The sequence below is a fragment of the Prochlorococcus marinus str. MIT 9201 genome (assembly GCF_000759955.1).
Classification (GTDB): domain Bacteria; phylum Cyanobacteriota; class Cyanobacteriia; order PCC-6307; family Cyanobiaceae; genus Prochlorococcus_A; species Prochlorococcus_A marinus_G.
Genome location: NZ_JNAL01000005.1, coordinates 80,691 through 99,414, shown reverse-complemented (window position 1 = coordinate 99,414; position 18,724 = coordinate 80,691). Strand labels below are relative to the sequence as shown.

Sequence of the window (18,724 nt, the reverse complement as noted above, 5' to 3'; positions counted from 1 at the left end):
TAATTTTAAGAAATGAATTTTAATTCTTTAAGAAAGGATATTATTGGAAATAATATTTCTGTTAAGGAATTAGTTAATGATATTTTTGCCAAAATCGATCATAAAGATCCTGAAATTAACTCATATATTTGCACTACAAAAGAAAATGCAATAGCCCAAGCTGAAAACATAGATAAATTAATTCAAAATAAAGAAAAACTTCCTCCTCTTGCGGGGATGCCAATAGCGATAAAGGATAATATATGCACTAAAGGTGTTGTAACAACTTGTGCAAGTAAAATGCTCAAAAGCTTTGTTGCTCCTTATGAATCTACGGCCTCGAGTAAATTATGGTCTTCAGGTGGAATTTGTTTAGGAAAAACAAATTTAGATGAATTTGCAATGGGTAGTTCAACAGAAACTTCTGTATTTGGTGTCACCTCAAATCCTTGGGATATCAATAGAGTTCCAGGAGGAAGTTCAGGTGGTAGTGCTGCTTCAGTTGCCGCTGGATTTTGTGCCGCAGCTATAGGTTCTGATACAGGAGGTTCAATAAGACAACCAGCTTCCTTTTGCGGTGTCGTAGGTCTTAAACCAACTTATGGCAGAGTTAGCAGATGGGGACTGGTAGCATTTGCTAGTTCTCTCGATCAAATTGGCCCAATTACAAATACTGTCTCAGATGCTGCTGAAATTCTTTATTCAATTTCTGGTAAAGACCCCCTAGATTCAACATGTCTTGATAAGCCAGTGCCAAATTATTTGACTGATTTAAATAAATCTATAAAGGGTTTAAAAATAGGAATCATTAAAGAATGTTTTGAACACCCAGGCCTTAATCCAGAAGTTAAGGAATCTGTTCTCTCAGGAGTTGATAGATTCAAAACTTTAGGAGCTGAAATTTATGAAGTTGAATGTCCTAGATTTAACGATGGAATTGCTACTTACTACGTAATTGCGCCATCTGAAGCATCAGCAAATTTAGCCAGATACGATGGAGTTAAATATGGTTACAGGTCGAACGAATGTTCTAATCTTCTAGAGATGACTTCTAAAAGCAGAGCTGAAGGATTTGGAGATGAAGTTCAAAGAAGAATCTTGATAGGTACATATGCTTTGTCAGCTGGATACAGCGATGCATACTATAAGAAAGCACAAAAGGTTAGAACTCTAATAAGAAAAGATTTTGATAATGCTTTTCAAAAAGTAGATATTTTATTAACACCAACTTGTCCTACTACAGCTTTTTTGAAGGGTGACTTTGTAAATGATCCTCTTTCTATGTATCTTTCTGATCTATTAACTGTTCCAGCTAATTTGGCCGGACTACCAGCCATCAGTATTCCTTGTGGTTTTGATACAAAAGGATTACCTATAGGACTTCAATTAATAGGAGATGTACTAGAAGAAAATAAGATATTGAATGCAGCTAATATTTTTGAAATCGATGCTCAAGTAGTTAAAAATAGACCTTTATTCTAAAAGTTGTATTAATAATTAATTTGTTATCAGAAAGTATAGATTTTTTTTTAAATTTCTCTATTTTATATATATAAATTAATTGAAAATGGGTTTCGTTCCGCTTCATAATCATAGTGACTACAGTTTGCTTGATGGCGCAAGTCAAATATCCAAAATTGTTGATAGAGCCTTTGATCTTGGAATGGATTCCATCGCTCTCACCGATCATGGAGTTATGTATGGAGTACTTGATTTAGTCAAAAAGTGTAAGGAAAAAGGTATAAAGCCGATCATTGGTAACGAAATGTATGTGATTAATGGTTCTATTGATGACCCTCAACCTAAAAAAGAAAAAAGATATCATTTAGTGGTATTAGCAAAAAATCATATTGGCTATAAGAACCTCGTAAAGTTAACAACAATTAGTCATTTAAATGGAATGAGAGGTCGTGGTATTTTTTCCAGGCCATGTATTGATAAATTTCTTTTAAATAAATACAATGAAGGTCTTATCGTTTCTACAGCTTGTCTTGGCGGAGAAATACCTCAGGCAATCCTAAAAGGAAGATTAGATGTTGCAGAGGATATAGCTCTTTGGTATAAAAAATTATTTGCAGATGATTTTTATCTAGAAATACAAGATCACGGCTCTATTGAGGATAGAATTGTTAACGTTGAACTAATAAAAATTGGGAAGAAACATCAAATAAAAGTCATTGCTACTAATGATGCTCACTATGTATCAAATATGGATGTTGAATCACATGATGCTTTACTTTGTGTATTAACGGGGAAATTAATAAGCGATGAAAAAAGATTGAGATATACCGGTACAGAATACATTAAAAGTGAAAGCGAAATGCTTGAACTTTTTAAAGATCACATAGATGATGAATCAATTATAGAGGCAGTGAACAATACAGTCGAAATTTCAAAAAAAATCGAAGTTTTTGATTTGTTTGGTAAATATAGAATGCCAAAATTCCCTCTTAGCCGAGACAAAGACTCATTTTCTCTGCTTACTCAATTATCTAATGAGGGTCTGTTGAAAAGACTCAAAAAAAACGAACTTACAGAAATTGATGAAATTTATAAAAAAAGACTATCTTCGGAATTGAAAATCATAAAAGATATGGGGTTTCCTGATTATTTTTTGGTTGTTTGGGACTATATCAAATTTGCTAGAGATAACTGTATCCCTGTTGGACCAGGAAGAGGTTCTGCAGCAGGTTCACTAGTGGCCTATGCTCTTCAAATCACAAATATAGATCCTGTTGAGCATGGACTGCTGTTTGAAAGATTTTTAAACCCTGCAAGAAAGTCTATGCCAGATATTGATACAGACTTTTGTATTGAAAGAAGAAATGAAGTTATTGATTATGTAACTAATCGATATGGAGAGGATAAAGTAGCGCAAATAATTACTTTCAATAAAATGACTTCTAAAGCGGTTTTAAAAGATGTTGCAAGAGTTTTAGATATTCCTTATGGAGAGGCAGATAAACTAGCCAAGTTAATACCAGTTGTCAGGGGAAAACCTTTTAAATTAAAGGAAATGATCGATAAGAATTCTCCAAGTCAAGAGTTTAGGGGTAAATACATTAATGACGATAAAGTTAAAAGATGGATCGATTTGGCTCTAAGAATTGAGGGAACTAATAAAACATATGGGGTTCATGCTGCAGGAGTCGTTATTGCATCTGATCCTCTTGATGAACTTGTCCCTTTACAAAGGAATAATGAAGGACAAATAATAACTCAATATTCTATGGATGATATTGAATCACTTGGGTTATTGAAAATGGATTTCTTGGGTCTTAAGAATCTTACTATGATTGAAAAAACAGTTTCTCTTATTAATGAATCTACTGGAAAGATAATAAATGTTGATGAGTTACCTCAAAATGACTGTAAAACCTTTGAACTTATTGGGAGAGGAGATCTTGAAGGTATATTTCAACTTGAATCTTCTGGGATGAAGCAGGTTGTAAAGGACTTTAAACCTAATTCTCTTGAGGATATTTCATCTATTCTCGCTCTATATAGACCAGGTCCACTTGATGCTGGCCTTATACCTAAATTCATAAATCGAAAAAATGGCAATGAAAAGGTTGATTTCCCTCACCCTTTTATAAAGTCAATTCTTACTGAAACCTATGGAATAATGGTTTACCAAGAACAAATCATGAAAATTGCTCAAGACTTAGCGGGTTATTCCCTCGGAGATGCTGATTTACTTCGACGAGCAATGGGAAAAAAGAAAGTATCAGAGATGGTTAAACACAGGAATATTTTTGTAGAAGGTTCTATGAAAAAGGGCGTTAATGATAAATTAGCTAATGATCTTTTTGATCAAATGGTTTTATTTGCAGAATATTGTTTCAATAAAAGCCACTCAACCGCTTATGGTGCAGTAACTTACCAAACAGCTTTTTTAAAAGCTCATTATCCTGTCGCATATATGGCAGCCCTCTTAAGTGTTAATTCTGGTTCAACAGACAAGATGCAAAGATATATTTCTAATTGTTATTCGATGGGAATAGAGGTTATTTCACCTAGTATTAATTTTTCTGGTATTGATTTCACTATAAAAAATAATCAGATTCTATTTGGTCTTTCTGCAATTAAGAATCTAGGAGATTCTGCAATAAAAAATATAATTAAAAATCGTAATGAATATGGTAGTTTTACTTCTTTATCAGATTTGTGTGATCGTTTACCTTCTAATCTTCTTAATAAAAGAAACCTTGAATCTCTAATTCACTGTGGTGCCCTTGATGAGTTTTCAAATGATAAAAATAGAGCTCAATTGTTGTCAGATCTTGAACATGTCATTGAGTGGGCTTCTTCACGAAACCGTGATAGGTTATCTGGTCAAGGAAATCTATTTGATTCTAAAGAGGAATTTTCAAGCGTTACATTTACTGATAAACAACTAGTTAAGGTAGAGGATTATTCACTCATTGAGAAGTTGAGATTAGAAAAGCAACTTTTGGGATTCTATTTATCTGATCATCCTCTAAAGCATTTGGCAAAACCAGCAAAACTTGTATCTCCGATCAGTATTTCGCAGTTAGAAGAAACTAAGGATAAAACAAAGGTTTCTCTAGTTGGGATGATCCCTGAATTGAAACAAATCACAACGAGAAAAGGGGATAGAATGGCTATAGTACAGCTTGAAGATCTTTCAGGAAGTTGTGAAGCTATTGTTTTCCCTAAAACCTATTTAAGATTATCAGAATTTCTTTTGACTGATACTAGGTTATTGTTTTGGGGAACTATAGATAAAAAAAGTGATAAAACCCAATTAATAATTGATGATTGTAGGGAAATAGATAATCTTAAGTTGCTTATAATCAATCTTGAAAGCAATCAAGCATCAGATGTAAGAGTACAAAATACGCTAAGAGAATGTTTAACTAAATTTAAGCCAGAAAAAGACAAATGTGGAGTCAAGATTCCAGTATTAGCTGCGGTAAGAAATAAAAACAGCATTACTTACGTTAAATTTGGGGAACAATTCTGTATTGGAGATATTCAAGGAGTATGCAAATTATTAGAAGATAAATCATTCCAAGTTAATTTGAAATCATTAGTTTCTTAGATTAACTATTCTCATCAAAATTCTGGGTCGCAGGTTTGAATGCTGCTTTTGCTCTTTGTATGTTCATTGGAATATTTTCAATCCCGAAAAAAGATCCAGGCTCCTTATCCCAACTAGCTGATAATATTCCAAAGCTCAATCCTGCAAGACCTAGCAAAAAAAACAATGCAGAAATTGCAATTGTTGAAGATGGAGGTATTTCAGCAATATTTCTAGTAACGATAATGTAGCTCACAATAAATACTGACATACCTAAGATAGTAGGTATTCCTGCGGTGAAGAAAATTCTTCTTGCCATCCTATCAGCTACATATTTTGGGATTCCACTTGAAGATTTCTTTGGAGTAATTATTGTTTCTGATTTTGTTTCTAAATTTGCAAAAGCTGTTGTCTGAGATATGTTTTTTTTCTTTTTTTTACTTATATTTTTTTTGGATTGTTTTTTTTTCATAGATGGAAATCATCCTCTGATTCCAATTTTCTTTACAAGATCTTGATATTTTTGTATATTTTTTTCTTTTATGTAAGATAGTAATCTTTTTCTTTTACCAATCATTTTTAATAATCCTTGCCTTGACGCAAAATCATGAATGTTGCCTTGTAAATGGTCACTTAATTTTGAAATTCTTTTTGAAAGGATTGCAACTTGAACTTCTACTGAACCCGTATCAGTTGCATGTACTTGATGGGTTTCAATAAGCTTTTGTTTCTCAGCTGTATCTAATGACATAAAATTAATTATCTTAAATTTATTCTACTACGTTATCTACCTATATTACTACTATCATTATCAAGGTGATTCATAGCGAGTTTTAATAGATTTTCAAATGATATGTTTTTTTCTTTTTTCTTAAAGTCATCTGTTTCTTTAATGATAAGAGGCAAAATACTTTTTATTTGATTTTTAGTGTAATTTAATGAGCTTAGAGTTAAATTAAGATCCTCCACTATTTTTTTGATTTCATTATCTTTAATTTGAAATATATCTTTGCTTTTTTCATTATTGATTTGAAATTCTTTTTTAAATTTACTTTTTAATTCTAAAATCAAACGCTCGCTCATTTTTTGTCCTATACCAGGAACTGTACAAATTAATTTTTTATTTTGTGTATTAATGGCATCGTTTAATTCACTGATAGAAAATTTATTTAATATCCCCATACCAATTTGGGAACCAATACCTCGAATATTTATAATTTCAATAAAAAATTTTTTTTGATCCTTTGATGTAAAACCAAATAGTAAATCTGAATCTTCTTTCTTAATATGTTTTATCCAAAGAATAATATTTTTATTGGATATCTGATTTTTTTTTAATTTGAGAAAAAATGGTTCTAGTATTTGTATTTCATACCCCAGGCCATGACAATTTATTAAAACAAAAAATTTTTGATTATTTTGCCAATATTCAACTAATTCTCCATTTATCCAACTAATCAATTAACCACCATCCACCTGACATCCAATTAGTGCTCCTGCAGTTCCGGCAGCAGGTACTGCCCAAAATCTATCTTTACCTCTAGTGGAGGAAAGAGCTATTCCGGCACCAAGGAGACCTCCAATGACAGAACCTTCACTGCAATCATTATTGTCAACATTTTGTGCTTGATCACCTCCACAAGGAATTTCTACATCAACTACATAATTTTTAACGTAGCCTGGGCTTGATTGTGATCCAGGAATATATTCTTCTCTATATTCTTTTCTTGTACATGTCGCAGCTTTCGGTGTTGATGCATTAACTTTGAGTAAAGGAGAAAAGAAAAACAATGCAAATAAGAGGAATTTCATCATTAGGCAAGATTTTTTTATATTTTATATCTTTTTACGTATTTTGGTTGTAGAAATAATAGTTCCTAATAAAACTAAAGAGGCCCCTAATAAAAAATTTATGTTTATTATTTCACTAAAAAACAAAACACCCCAAATTGATCCAAATAAAACTTGTAAATAGTTAATTATTGAAGCTTTAGAAGCAGGTAAATTTTTTAAACCTATAGTTAAAAAAGTTTGACCTAATTGAGTAAATAAACCAATGCCAATAATCCAAACTAATTCATTCCAATTTGGTGTAACCCAGTTGATTAATACAATTGGCAATAAAGTTATAAAAGAAACAAGTGGAAAATATTCAATAATTACATAAACATCCTCAGTAAATGAAAGTTTCTTAACTGCAACGTAAGCCAATGCAGTACAGATTGCCCCAAGAAATGCTATAAAAATCGAAAAATTTTCAATTTCAACTTTTATACTTGATAACTGACTTGGATTTAATATCACTAATATTCCAATCCAGCCAATCATTAAAGCAAAAAATATATTCCGCGTTATTTTTTCATTTATAAATATGCCAGCAAATATTGAAATAAAGATAGGATATGTGTACTGAATGACGGTAGATATACTAAGAGGCATATTTCTTATCGCATAAAAAATACAAACTAAAGCTAAAGTTCCTAAAACACCTCTTAGGATAAGTAATGGTCTATTTTTGCCCCATGGATTTATATTTTTTAAATTAATAATTGATAATGTAATTATTAAACTTATTAATGATCTGAATAAAACTAATTCATATATAGGTATCCTTTTATCAATATTTTTTACACATAAAGTCATTAAACTAAAAAAGAATGAGGCAAAGACCAAATTAAACTTATTCAATGAATTAATTTTTTTTTCTAATTTTGCGATGTCTATCATTTAAAAAATAGTTTTATTGTGAAATTAAGTAGATTCTTATTTGATTTTGAACTATAACAAATAAATCATTATTTATTTTTTGATAAAAATCTCAATGGTTCACTCTATACACCCAAGAACTATTCAAGAGGTAAAGGAAAAGGCAGATATTGTTGACGTTATATCTGAACATATTGTTCTTAAGAAAAAAGGCAAGGAATTTGTTGGGATTTGTCCTTTTCATGATGATACTAAGCCATCTATGACAGTATCACCAAGTAAACAATTTTATTATTGTTTTTCTTGTGGTGCTGGTGGTAATTCTATTAAATTTTTAATGGAATTTACTCGTGCAAATTTTTCAGATGTTGTACTTTCTCTCGCTAAAAAAAATAATGTAAATGTTGAAAATCTTGAGGGTCCCCAAGTCGATGCTTATAAAAAACAATTATCTAGAAAAGAAGAACTTTATAAAATATTAAGAGTCACTAAAAATTGGTTTAAGTCTCAACTAAATAATTCTGTTGGTGTTGATGCTATGGAATATTTAAGATCCAAGAGAAAATTGAGTAATAAAGTTATTGATGAATTTGAATTGGGTTTCGCCCCGAATTCATGGAATGATTTATTTAATTATTTATCCAAGGTAGAAAAATTCCCAACTAATTTAATATTGGCCTCAGGTCTTGCAATTTCAAAAGATAATTCTGACAAGATATATGATCGTTTTAGAAATAGATTAATAGTTCCAATTCATGATATGCAAGGACGAGTAGTTGCCTTCGGTGGAAGATCTCTTGATGGACAGGAACCCAAATATCTTAATTCACCTGAATCAGAGATATTTGAAAAAGGGAAAATGTTATTTGCATTTGAAAAAGCATCTAGCAATATAAGGAAAACAGATAAAGCTATTATTGTTGAAGGATACTTTGATGTAATTTCTCTTCATGCAAAAGGTATTTCTAATTCTGTAGCCTCCCTAGGAACTGCATTAAATAAGTATCAAATTTCTCAATTATGTAGATGTACAGATAATAAAAATATAATCTTAAATTTTGATTCTGATAATGCAGGAATATTAGCTACCAAAAGAGTAATAAAAGAAGTTGAAAGCTTATCTCTCCATGATCAAATTAATCTAAAGATACTTCAACTTAATGATTTTAAAGATCCTGATGAATTTTTGAATAATCATACTCCAGAAGATTACAATAACTTAATTGATAATTCATCCTTTTGGATTGATTGGGAGATTGATCAGATTTTTAAAGATAAAGATTTAACTAAGTCTGAAAATTTCCAAAGTGTAATTTCTTTATTGGTAAAATTATTGAGCAAATTACCTCAATCATCAATAAGAACTCATTACTTGCAAAAAGTTTCCGAACGATTAAGTAAAGGACAAGCAAGGTTAGCGATACAGTTTGAACAAGATTTAAGAAATCAAGTTAGGGGATTTCGTTGGCATGGTAGATCAAAAAAATTTGAACAACCAAATGAAATTTCTCGGCGTGAAAAAAATGAATCTGAAATAATATTTTATTATTTACATTGTCCTGATCTTCGACTTTTTATTCGTGATGAATTTCTTAAAAGAGAAATTAATGTTTTTAATACTAGTTATATTCAAAGTCTATGGGAAGCTATTTCAAAAATTGAACAAAATAATTTAGGTCTAAATTACTTAAATGATTTAAAACAATCAAATAGACAAAATCTTCAAAAAGATTTTTCTTCTATTAACTTAATTTCACTTCTGCCTGATTACTTAGCTCTCAATAATCCTGAATCATCAAATAAAATTAATATTTTTATTAATCCAAATGAGTTGTTTTTAACATTGTTGAGTAATCCTAAGGACAATTTACTAGGAACATTATCACTTCTTGAGAAATACAATTCTCTAAAAAGATGTAGACATTTAATAGAATCTTGGGGATCTCAAAGATTAAAAACTTTAGAAAATTGTATATCCATTTTAATAGATAATCCTTCTTCTGGTTCTTCAAATACAAGTAAAGAGATTGATGATCTTTTTAAGGATTTAAACTCAGATGCCATTAAGTTTCAGGAATTATATTACGTAGAAAGACAACATATAAATTTCTTAGACAAACAACGTTGTGGCAATTTCCTCGCTAGTTAATATAAAAATTTTTAATTTATAGGCAGTATTTTTTAATCAAGTTTTTAACTTTTTTGGGCTTATCTTCAAGAACATAAGCTTCTACTTCTTTCGCATAAGTCCCAGAAAAATTTGAACTAGAGAACTCTAATGCTTTTCTTTTACTTTGATGCAATTTGCTTTCTAATTTTTTTATATCCCCTATTGTTTTATTGTCATTACATTTTTGTATCGCATGAATTGCTTCGTGTCTTAATGCTTTTCTTATCGCCCTTTCTGTTTTGAAGTTATCTATATTTGGGTTTTGATTCTTATTTCTAAAATTTGTTTTCTTTTTTGCATTTTCAGTACATATTATTATTTTATTTTCTTTAAAATTATGTAGCCCTTTTATTTCTTTGTTTAATAGACATTCAATTTTATTTTCTTCAACTATGTAGTTTGCTTTCATTAATAAGTTAAGAATCTCTTTATCTAATTTGCTCAAAAATAATATAAATTCCATTCTATTTTGTTTACTTCACTATAGTTGGGATTTGTTCTATATCAGTTGTAGATGAGCGACTTAAGAAATTCTTATTCATCTTCCAACTTTGTGGATTTTTTGTGATGGCCCATGTAATTGCATTGTTATTAAATCTTTTATTTAATAAATCAATCGTTTTCATTAGATTTGTTGATTTTTTTAAGACTTTCTGAGATTTGTAATTGATAACTGATTGCTGTAAATATTCGCTATTTGTTAAATCCTGCATTAAAACACCAGCTTTTGAGAATTTATATTCGGGATTATAAATTTCTTTAGATAATTCAACTACTATCTTTAAAATATTGTTTGTGTCATCTGTTGCATTTGTAAGTTTTCTATGAGCACTTCTTTGATAATTTTGACTTGAATATTTACTGGTTCTAGCAAATACTCTGATATTAGATGATTGCAAATTCTGACTTCTCATTTTTTCAGAGGCTTTTATTGCGTGAGTTGCCAGTGCTTGAGTTAAGTCTTCTAATTTTGTGATAGGCGTGCCGAAACTCCTACTCACCTGAATTTCTTTTTTTGATTTCTTGTTTTTTTCTATGGGCAGGCATCTATGACCTTTCAATTCTAATTGTAGTCTTTTCCCTACGATGCCTAATTTCTTAATGATTTCATTTTCTTCCATATCTCTTAGTTCTCTCGCATTTTTAATACCTTTACTTTGCAACCAATTAGAGGTTTGTTTCCCGACTCCCCATATCTTATCTATGCTAATTCTTTTCAAATAATTATTCTCATTTTCGGTTCTAGCTAAATCAAATATTCCAGCTGAATAATCAATATTTTTGGCTAGTTTATTAGCAATTTTTGCTCTCACTTTATTTTCTCCTATTCCTACTGTTATGGTAATCCCTAGATTCTGATATATTAATGATCTTATGCTTCTTGCCCAAGGATATAGATTTTCATCATTAGGTCTAGAAATCGAGACGAATGCTTCGTCAATGGAATAAATTTCTATCTGTTCACAGTAGTTTTTCAGTAAATTCATTAGTCTTCTGCTCATATCCCCATAAAGCGAGTAGTTTGAGCTTAAGACTGCTACATCTAATTTATTTAGTCTTTCTTTGACCTTAAAATACGGAGTTCCCATTTTAATTTTTAAAGCTCGCGCTTCAGGGCTTCTTGCAATGATACATCCGTCATTATTAGATAAAATTACTACTGGTTTATTTCTCAAATGAGGATTAATATTTTGTTCACATGACGCGTAAAAATTATTAGCATCTATAAGAGCTATTGCATCAATATTTGAAATTCTCATAAATAGCTATGTATTGAATAAATAACAACTCCCCATATCTGTACATCAATATGGTTTTTAAATCTAAAATCAGGATAATTATGATTTTCTGATTTTAAATATAATTCATTATTTTTTATAGATAATCTTTTTATTGTAAATTCTCCGTCTATCATTGCAATGATTATATTCCCTGGCCTGGCTGTTAAGCTCTTGTCTACTATTATTAAATCTTTATCTTTAATTCCTGCATTTATCATTGAGTCACCTTTAACTCTAAGAAAAAAAGTGCTAAAAGGATTAGATATTAAATGTTCGTTTAAATCAATATTTTCTTCTGTATAGTCATCTGCAGGAGAAGGAAACCCTGCCGATACCGAATCAGTTAATAAGGGGATTTTAAATGTTTTAGTAGTCGAATCAAAAGAATCCAAGATTAAATTAATAGTATATATGTACTATATAGCAAAAAAAATCAAAAAATAGTTAGTTATTAAACTTTTATAGATTAATTTTAGATTCAATCTAATCTTTTTAGGAACGATGGTAAGGGGAGTTGTTTGATATAGAGATAGCTCTATAGATTTGCTCGATTAAGATTAATCTAGCTAATTCATGAGGAAAAGTTAAAGGAGACAGGCTTAGTACAAGATCTGATTTTTCTTTTATATCTGAACTGACTCCATCAGTATCACCGATTAAGAAATTAATTTTTTTATTTTTAAAATTCAAGAGTAAGGAACATAGTTCAACTGAATTAAACTGTTTTCCTTCTTCACTTAGACAGATAATAATATTGTTATTGGATCTAAGATTATTTAAATTAAAAGTCTTTAACTCATTAATGATAAGTTCAGGCATTCTTTTTTTGTATTGATTAATTCCATCTCTAATCCAAAGTTTCTTTATTTTGCCGATAGCATAAATTGCTAATCTATTACTATGAATCATAAGTAAATATCAAAACTAATTATTCATCAAGAAGATAATTAAATTCATCATATAGTTCCTCCTCGGTTGTTAATTTCTTGGAAAAATTATCTTTTTTAGAATTCATATTAATTTGATTAATCTCACTTTTTCTTAGTGAATTATTAACGTTAGAAGTCTCTTCTAAAGATTCTGAATTATCAATTAACGAATAAAAAATTTTATTGGGATCTTCTGAATTAAATGGATTGGTGATTAAATTATCATTATTATTTAAATTTTTCTTATTTTTAAATTTATTGAGTTTATCTAAATTTTTTTTTGATAAGCTCATGATATAAAGGATTAAATAAATTCATATTTAATTTAAACATATTATTTATCTTTTAGATGAATTCTAAAAACTATTATCAAAAAAAAAGATTTGGACAACACTGGTTGGTAAATAAAAAAATATTAGAAAAAATTAAAGAAATTGCTGTTCTTAATAAAAATGACTTTATTTTAGAAATTGGTCCTGGTAAAGGAGCTTTAACGTCTAAGTTGTTAGATTCAGAAATTAAAAAATTACATGCAATTGAATTAGATAAAGATTTAATAAATTTATTAAATGATAAATTCAATAATAATGATAAGTTTTCACTGCAGCAGGGAGATATTCTTTCTGTGAATTTAGATTCGATTAATAAGAAGATTACAAAAGTGATTGCAAATATTCCTTACAATATAACTGGCCCAATATTGGATATTTTCATAGGTCGATTGGGCATTATAAGAAACTATAATTACGAAAAAATAATATTTTTGATGCAGAAAGACGTTGTAGATAGGATTTTGTCAAAAGAGGGAAGTCCCAATGCTGGTGCGCTTAGTATAAGAATGCAACTTTTATCAAAAATAAAAAGAATATGTGATGTGCCGCCTTCATCATTTAGTCCACCTCCAAAAGTTTTTTCTTCTTTAGTAGTTTTCGAACCAATTAAAAATGATTTAAGACTAGATATTAGTCTAGAAAAATATATAGATAAACTTCTTCGAATTTCGTTTAATTCAAGAAGAAAAATGCTTAGAAATACTCTTAATTCAATACTATCAAATGAAGAGATAAATGAATTATCTGAATCTTCAAAAGTTTGTTTTAATTTAAGACCACAAGATATTTCAATTGAACAATGGATTAAGCTTGCAGAAAATTGTATTAAAATTAAAAAATAAAAATTAAAGTATATGCAAGATTTAGCTAAAAAGAAAATTAATATAAAATCTCCTGCCAAAATAAATTTGCATCTTGAAGTTATTGGTAAAAGAGAGGATGGATTTCATGAGTTAGCAATGATTATGCAAAATATCGATCTTGCTGATTATTTAGAATTTGAAATTAATTATGAAGGTTTAATTAAACTTAAGTCTGATTGTAATGATTTAAGCATATCTGATGATAACTTAATTGTTAAATCGGCAAACCTATTAAAGAAAAAATCAAATATAGACTGCGGTGCGAATATATTTTTAAGAAAAAATATACCAATTGGCGCAGGATTAGCTGGTGGATCCAGTAATGCAGCAGCAACATTAATTGGTCTTAATAATTTATGGGATTTGAAATTAGATCAAGAAACTTTATGTTCATTAGCATCAACTTTAGGATCTGATATTCCTTTTTTTATAAATGGTGGTATTCAATTATGTTTTGGAAGAGGCGAAATTTTGGAGAAATTAGATTCAACCCTTCAATATGGAGCAATTCTTTTAAAAAATCCGAATGTATCAGTATCAACTGCCGAAACTTATAAAAAATATAGTAATAGATTTTGCGATAAATATCTTACTAATAGAGAAATGATTGAGAACATAAGAAAAAATTTAAGAAATAATGGTTTAAATAACTTAAATTTTGAAAATCAACATTTTTCTATTAAAAATGATTTGCAGCTAGTTGTTGAAAATGAAAATGATTCTGTAAAGCAGGCATTATATTTACTTTCTAAATTAGAAAATTGTCTCACATTTTCAATGAGTGGATCAGGCCCTACATGCTTTGCACTCTTTAAAGATATAGAGACTGCTAAAAAAGAATTAACTGCAAATTATAAAATGTTTAGAAAGAAAGGTTACGATTCATGGGTTTGCACTTTCCTTGAAAAGGGAATAACATTCATTTAAATTTTTTTTTTCAAATTTTATTTTGGCTGATAATAGTAATGAGAATATTGAAAAAAATATTCCTGAAAAAGGACCATTAAATTTTATTGTTGGATCATTAACCAGTTTTTTATTATTTATTTTTTTTTATTTTTTAAGTAATAAAATTGCAATTTATTTTTCAATACATAAACCATCTAATTCTTCTGAAATAGTTCAAAATATTTCTTCGAGTATTAATACATTAATAATTGGATTATCTTTTTTGCTAACTTTTTCTTTTGCTTTTATTGGCATTGGACTTTTTATTGTATTTATTCGCAGTTTTTTTCTGAAGAAAAGTTGAATTGCCAATATTATTAAAAAAAACACTTTCTTTAAATGTCTTTACCTGACCTAGGACTTTTAATACTTTTGCTTTCACCAGGAATGATTTTGTCAATATTACTACTTATAACCTTTGCTGAAGGAGGATAAATTAATCAAAGTGGTAGGATTATATATGTGATTAATTAGGTAATTAATTGTGGCTGGAACATTATTATTTAATGCTTTGAAAGAGGCAATTGATGAAGAAATGGCAAATGATGTCAATGTTTGCGTTATGGGGGAAGATGTTGGTCAATATGGTGGATCTTATAAGGTAACTAAGGATTTATATGAAAAATATGGAGAGTTAAGAGTCTTAGATACTCCAATTGCAGAGAATAGTTTTACGGGTATGGCTGTGGGAGCAGCAATGACTGGGTTAAGACCAATAGTTGAAGGAATGAATATGGGATTTTTGCTTTTAGCTTTTAATCAGATATCAAATAATATGGGTATGCTTAGATATACAAGTGGAGGTAATTATAAGATACCAGCAGTTGTTAGAGGACCAGGGGGGGTTGGTCGTCAACTTGGTGCCGAACACAGTCAAAGACTTGAAGCATATTTTCATGCGGTCCCTGGTATAAAGATTGTTGCATGCAGTACACCTACAAATGCCAAAGGTTTAATGAAAGCAGCTATAAGAGATGATAATCCGGTTCTATTTTTCGAACACGTTCTTCTATACAACTTGTCTGAAGAATTACCTGATGGGGACTATATTTGCGCTTTAGATCAAGCTGACGTCGTAAAAGAAGGTAAAGATATTACTTTATTGACTTATTCAAGAATGAGACATCACTGCCTGAAAGCTGTTGAAGAATTAGATAAAAAAGGAGTAGATGTTGAGTTAATTGATTTAATAAGTTTAAAACCATTTGATATGGAAACCATTTCAAAATCAATAAGAAAAACAAATAAAGTAATTATTGTTGAAGAATGTATGAAGACTGGAGGTATTGGTGCAGAATTAATTGCCTTGATAACAGAAGAATGTTTCGATGACCTTGATGCCCGACCAATTAGATTATCTAGTCAGGATATTCCAACTCCGTATAATGGAAATCTTGAGAATTTGACAATAATACAACCACATCAAATAGTTGAAAAAGTTGAAGATTTAATTAGTGGGAGTATATAGGCAATGAAAAGAAGGCAAGGTTGGCTTTTTTTTATTATATTTCTACTTACTTTATCTGTTTATTTATTAATAAATTATCCATTACAGTTGGGATTGGATTTACGAGGGGGTTCTCAACTTACACTACAAATAATTAAAGAAGAAGGTAAGGTAACAAAAGATGAACTTGAAGCAGTAAATTCGGTTATAGATAGACGAGTTAATAATTTAGGGGTTTCTGAATCAAACTTGCAAACCCTAGGAGGAGATCAATTGATTTTAGAATTACCTGGAGAACAAAATCCATTAGTTGCTTCAAGAGTTTTAGGAAAAACTGCTTTATTAGAATTTAGGACCCAGAAAGAAGGAACATCTACAGATTTAAAAACTTTGCAACTTCAGAGATTCAATATTAAAGAATTAATTGAACAATATTCCTTATTAGAAAGGAGTAAATATGATGATAATCTTCTAAAAACTTTTCAGGATGACCTTAAAGAGACAGAGCAAGAGTTAAATTATTCATCTACTAGTAGTGATTTAAATGAGAAGTTAATTGAAATTAAAAAATATATTGATAAAGAAATTGCAAATTTATTTATTAAAACAGATTTATCTGGTAAGGATCTTATCAACGCAGGAAGGAGACAAGAACAAACAAATAGTAATTGGGAAGTTTTATTAACTTTTAATAATTCTGGAGGTGAAAAGTTTGCAGAAATTACAAAGAAAATTGCTGGAACTGATCAACTATTATCTATCATTCTTGATGGTGAATCAATAAGTGAAGCTTCTGTTGGTAGTCAATTTGCTACTACTGGGATTACAGGTGGATCAGCAACAATAAGCGGTAATTTTAGTGCTGAAAATGCGAGAGAATTAGAAGTTCAACTTAAAGGAGGTTCACTACCATTGCCAATAGAAATAGTTGAAACTAACACTATTGGAGCTCTGTTGGGATCCAATAATATTTTAAAAAGTCTTTATGCAGCTATTAGTGGATTAATTTTTGTTGGTGTATTTATGATTTTTAATTATAGAATTTTAGGGTTTGTTTCAGTTCTTTCTCTTGTACTTTATGGATGCTTTAATTTAGCTCTATATTCTTTAATTCCTGTAACTTTGACTTTACCCGGCATATCTGGTCTTATACTAAGCATTGGTATGGCTGTTGATGCAAATATTCTAATATTTGAGAGAATTAGAGAAGAATTATATGATGGAAATACTCTTACAAGATCTATTGATAGCGGTTTTCAAAGAGCTAATTCATCCATAGTTGATGGTCACATTACTACTCTCTTAAGTTGTTTTGTATTGTTTCTATTAGGAACAAATTTTGTTAAAGGTTTTGCTGCGACATTAGGTATTGGAGTCTTAATAAGCTTGTTTACATCATTAAATTGTTCCAAAACTATTTTGCGATTCCTTACAACATATCAATCTTTAAGACAAAAAAATCTCTATCTACCCAAGAATAATTTTTTAAATTAAATTTTTATTTCTTATTTTCTCATGAAATACAACCTTGAACTAATAAAAAGTAAAAGAAAGATAATTGGTTTTTCAACTTTTCTTGTATTGTTGAGTCTTCTAGGTATCTTATATTCTACTTTTAATACTTCTTATAAGAAACCTATAAATTTAGGGATGGATTTTGTTGGAGGAAATGAACTACGAATAGAGAGAGCTTGTGAAGAAGAATGTTCTAATTTTTCCCCTGATTCAGTGATAGAAAAGTTAAGAGAGATCACTAAAAATAAAAACGTTTTAAATAATATTAAATTACAATTCCAAAATGAGAATAAATTAATTTCAATAAGAACCCCATATTTGAGTATCGAAGAATCAAATGATCTTATCAATAATCTTGATAATATTGTTGGGCCTCTAAATTATGAAAGTAAGGATTCAAGATTAATAGGTCCAAAGCTTGGGAAAAGATTACTTACTAATTGCATTACTTCATTGTTAGTTTCTTTATTTGCAATATCTATATATATAACAATTAGATTTGATAAAAAATATGCATTATTTGCACTATTAGCTTTATTCCATGATTTAGTAATTGTTTTCGGTATATTTTCCTGGTTGGGAATTATATTATCTGTTGAGGTAAATAGTTTATTTGCTGTGTCATTGTTAACTATTGCCGGTTATTCTGTAAATGATACTGTTGTTATATTTGATAGAATTCGCGAGAATTTAAAATCAAAGAAAGAGGGCTATAACGAAACTATTCAGTTATCAGTTAACGAATCATTTAGAAGAACAACGTTTACCAGTATTACAACCCTTTTCCCTTTATTAAGCATAATATTGTTTGGATCTTACTCACTATTTTGGTTTTCTTTGGCTTTATCATTAGGAATTATAGTTGGAAGTTATTCAAGTATTTTATTGGCTCCATCTTTGTTGCTGAAAGATTGAGCTTAAACTTCTGATTTTATGAAACTAAATTACTATTTGATAATTTTATTTTCTTTAGTTTTAATAGATCTTTCTACTGAGTTAAGAATATTATT

At 29.4% G+C, this 18,724-nt stretch carries 19 protein-coding genes; 9 read left to right on the top strand and 10 right to left on the bottom strand.

Going from position 1 to position 18,724, the window contains the following annotated elements:
* The first annotated feature begins 12 nt into the window (after positions 1-12).
* The gene (gene gatA, locus EU95_RS07575) at positions 13-1,461 is read left to right on the top strand and encodes an Asp-tRNA(Asn)/Glu-tRNA(Gln) amidotransferase subunit GatA (RefSeq protein ID WP_032521482.1); all 1,449 of its coding nucleotides are present in this window, start codon (positions 13-15) and stop codon (positions 1,459-1,461) included.
* An 85-nt stretch (positions 1,462-1,546) separates the two neighbouring features.
* Positions 1,547-5,044 (top strand): DNA polymerase III subunit alpha, encoded by a 3,498-nt coding sequence (locus EU95_RS07580; protein WP_032521480.1) that lies wholly within the window; start codon positions 1,547-1,549, stop codon positions 5,042-5,044.
* A 1-nt stretch (position 5,045) separates the two neighbouring features.
* Here EU95_RS07580 and EU95_RS07585 read toward each other — a convergent pair whose 3' ends face one another.
* Genes EU95_RS07585 through EU95_RS07605 form a run of 5 tightly spaced genes read right to left on the bottom strand, consistent with a single transcriptional unit; the run spans position 5,046 to position 7,750 of the window.
* Complete coding sequence (locus EU95_RS07585; RefSeq protein WP_032521479.1) at positions 5,046-5,495, bottom strand: PAM68 family protein; 450 nt, start codon at positions 5,493-5,495, stop codon at positions 5,046-5,048.
* Positions 5,496-5,504: 9 nt separating this feature from the next.
* On the bottom strand, positions 5,505-5,774 hold the full coding sequence (gene rpsO, locus EU95_RS07590; protein WP_032521478.1) for a 30S ribosomal protein S15: 270 nt from the start codon (positions 5,772-5,774) through the stop codon (positions 5,505-5,507).
* A 32-nt stretch (positions 5,775-5,806) separates the two neighbouring features.
* Entirely contained in the window at positions 5,807-6,484 is a 678-nt protein-coding gene (ruvA, locus tag EU95_RS07595) for a Holliday junction branch migration protein RuvA (RefSeq protein ID WP_032521477.1), read from the bottom strand.
* Positions 6,485-6,835, bottom strand: coding sequence for a hypothetical protein (locus EU95_RS07600; RefSeq protein WP_032521476.1), 351 nt, complete (start codon positions 6,833-6,835; stop codon positions 6,485-6,487).
* 24 nt (positions 6,836-6,859) lie between these two features.
* Positions 6,860-7,750, bottom strand: a complete 891-nt coding sequence (locus tag EU95_RS07605; protein WP_032521475.1) for a DMT family transporter — start codon at positions 7,748-7,750, stop codon at positions 6,860-6,862.
* A gap of 94 nt (positions 7,751-7,844) precedes the next feature.
* Here EU95_RS07605 and dnaG point away from each other — a divergent pair, with 94 nt between their 5' ends.
* A complete protein-coding gene (dnaG, locus tag EU95_RS07610) occupies positions 7,845-9,878 on the top strand; it encodes a DNA primase (protein WP_032521474.1) in 2,034 nt (677 codons plus the stop codon).
* Between the two features lie 16 nt (positions 9,879-9,894).
* On the opposite strand, the gene EU95_RS07615 is transcribed toward dnaG, so the two are convergent.
* The 5 genes from EU95_RS07615 to EU95_RS07635 form a co-directional block, all read right to left on the bottom strand.
* The gene (locus EU95_RS07615) at positions 9,895-10,362 is read right to left on the bottom strand and encodes a hypothetical protein (RefSeq protein WP_032521473.1); all 468 of its coding nucleotides are present in this window, start codon (positions 10,360-10,362) and stop codon (positions 9,895-9,897) included.
* A 10-nt stretch (positions 10,363-10,372) separates the two neighbouring features.
* Positions 10,373-11,659, bottom strand: coding sequence for a Y-family DNA polymerase (locus tag EU95_RS07620; protein WP_032521472.1), 1,287 nt, complete (start codon positions 11,657-11,659; stop codon positions 10,373-10,375).
* A complete protein-coding gene (locus EU95_RS07625) occupies positions 11,656-12,072 on the bottom strand; it encodes a LexA family protein (RefSeq protein WP_025945928.1) in 417 nt (138 codons plus the stop codon). Before EU95_RS07625 ends, EU95_RS07620 begins: the two co-directional genes overlap by 4 nt.
* Positions 12,073-12,172: 100 nt before the next feature.
* On the bottom strand, positions 12,173-12,589 hold the full coding sequence (locus EU95_RS07630) for a 23S rRNA (pseudouridine(1915)-N(3))-methyltransferase RlmH (RefSeq protein ID WP_032521471.1): 417 nt from the start codon (positions 12,587-12,589) through the stop codon (positions 12,173-12,175).
* A 19-nt stretch (positions 12,590-12,608) separates the two neighbouring features.
* A complete protein-coding gene (locus EU95_RS07635) occupies positions 12,609-12,902 on the bottom strand; it encodes a hypothetical protein (RefSeq protein ID WP_032521470.1) in 294 nt (97 codons plus the stop codon).
* Between the two features lie 56 nt (positions 12,903-12,958).
* Here EU95_RS07635 and rsmA point away from each other — a divergent pair, with 56 nt between their 5' ends.
* From rsmA to secF, 6 genes are all read left to right on the top strand, one after another.
* The gene (gene rsmA, locus EU95_RS07640; protein ID WP_032521469.1) at positions 12,959-13,783 is read left to right on the top strand and encodes a 16S rRNA (adenine(1518)-N(6)/adenine(1519)-N(6))-dimethyltransferase RsmA; all 825 of its coding nucleotides are present in this window, start codon (positions 12,959-12,961) and stop codon (positions 13,781-13,783) included.
* A gap of 12 nt (positions 13,784-13,795) precedes the next feature.
* Positions 13,796-14,731: a 4-(cytidine 5'-diphospho)-2-C-methyl-D-erythritol kinase gene (gene ispE, locus EU95_RS07645; RefSeq protein WP_032521468.1), complete on the top strand. Its 936-nt coding sequence runs from the start codon at positions 13,796-13,798 to the stop codon at positions 14,729-14,731.
* Between the two features lie 22 nt (positions 14,732-14,753).
* Positions 14,754-15,056: a DUF3082 domain-containing protein gene (locus tag EU95_RS07650; protein WP_032521467.1), complete on the top strand. Its 303-nt coding sequence runs from the start codon at positions 14,754-14,756 to the stop codon at positions 15,054-15,056.
* Between the two features lie 180 nt (positions 15,057-15,236).
* Positions 15,237-16,220 carry a pyruvate dehydrogenase complex E1 component subunit beta gene (locus tag EU95_RS07655; protein WP_032521466.1) on the top strand — a complete coding sequence of 328 codons (984 nt, stop codon included), beginning with the start codon at positions 15,237-15,239 and terminating at the stop codon, positions 16,218-16,220.
* A gap of 3 nt (positions 16,221-16,223) precedes the next feature.
* Positions 16,224-17,693, top strand: coding sequence for a protein translocase subunit SecD (gene secD / locus EU95_RS07660; RefSeq protein WP_032521465.1), 1,470 nt, complete (start codon positions 16,224-16,226; stop codon positions 17,691-17,693).
* A 21-nt stretch (positions 17,694-17,714) separates the two neighbouring features.
* Entirely contained in the window at positions 17,715-18,629 is a 915-nt protein-coding gene (gene secF / locus EU95_RS07665; RefSeq protein ID WP_032521464.1) for a protein translocase subunit SecF, read from the top strand.
* The last annotated feature ends 95 nt before the right edge of the window (positions 18,630-18,724 follow it).

Bases quoted from the DNA above. Each gene is read 5' to 3' on its own strand.
- gatA (WP_032521482.1), top strand. From the start codon at position 13: ATGAATTTTAATTCTTTAAGAAAGGATATTATTGGAAATAATATTTCT.
- EU95_RS07580 (WP_032521480.1), top strand. From the start codon at position 1,547: ATGGGTTTCGTTCCGCTTCATAATCATAGTGACTACAGTTTGCTTGAT.
- EU95_RS07585 (WP_032521479.1), bottom strand. From the start codon at position 5,495: ATGAAAAAAAAACAATCCAAAAAAAATATAAGTAAAAAAAAGAAAAAA.
- rpsO (WP_032521478.1), bottom strand. From the start codon at position 5,774: ATGTCATTAGATACAGCTGAGAAACAAAAGCTTATTGAAACCCATCAA.
- EU95_RS07600 (WP_032521476.1), bottom strand. From the start codon at position 6,835: ATGAAATTCCTCTTATTTGCATTGTTTTTCTTTTCTCCTTTACTCAAA.
- EU95_RS07605 (WP_032521475.1), bottom strand. From the start codon at position 7,750: ATGATAGACATCGCAAAATTAGAAAAAAAAATTAATTCATTGAATAAG.
- dnaG (WP_032521474.1), top strand. From the start codon at position 7,845: ATGGTTCACTCTATACACCCAAGAACTATTCAAGAGGTAAAGGAAAAG.
- EU95_RS07615 (WP_032521473.1), bottom strand. From the start codon at position 10,362: ATGGAATTTATATTATTTTTGAGCAAATTAGATAAAGAGATTCTTAAC.
- EU95_RS07620 (WP_032521472.1), bottom strand. From the start codon at position 11,659: ATGAGAATTTCAAATATTGATGCAATAGCTCTTATAGATGCTAATAAT.
- EU95_RS07630 (WP_032521471.1), bottom strand. From the start codon at position 12,589: ATGATTCATAGTAATAGATTAGCAATTTATGCTATCGGCAAAATAAAG.
- EU95_RS07635 (WP_032521470.1), bottom strand. From the start codon at position 12,902: ATGAGCTTATCAAAAAAAAATTTAGATAAACTCAATAAATTTAAAAAT.
- rsmA (WP_032521469.1), top strand. From the start codon at position 12,959: ATGAATTCTAAAAACTATTATCAAAAAAAAAGATTTGGACAACACTGG.
- ispE (WP_032521468.1), top strand. From the start codon at position 13,796: ATGCAAGATTTAGCTAAAAAGAAAATTAATATAAAATCTCCTGCCAAA.
- secD (WP_032521465.1), top strand. From the start codon at position 16,224: ATGAAAAGAAGGCAAGGTTGGCTTTTTTTTATTATATTTCTACTTACT.
- secF (WP_032521464.1), top strand. From the start codon at position 17,715: ATGAAATACAACCTTGAACTAATAAAAAGTAAAAGAAAGATAATTGGT.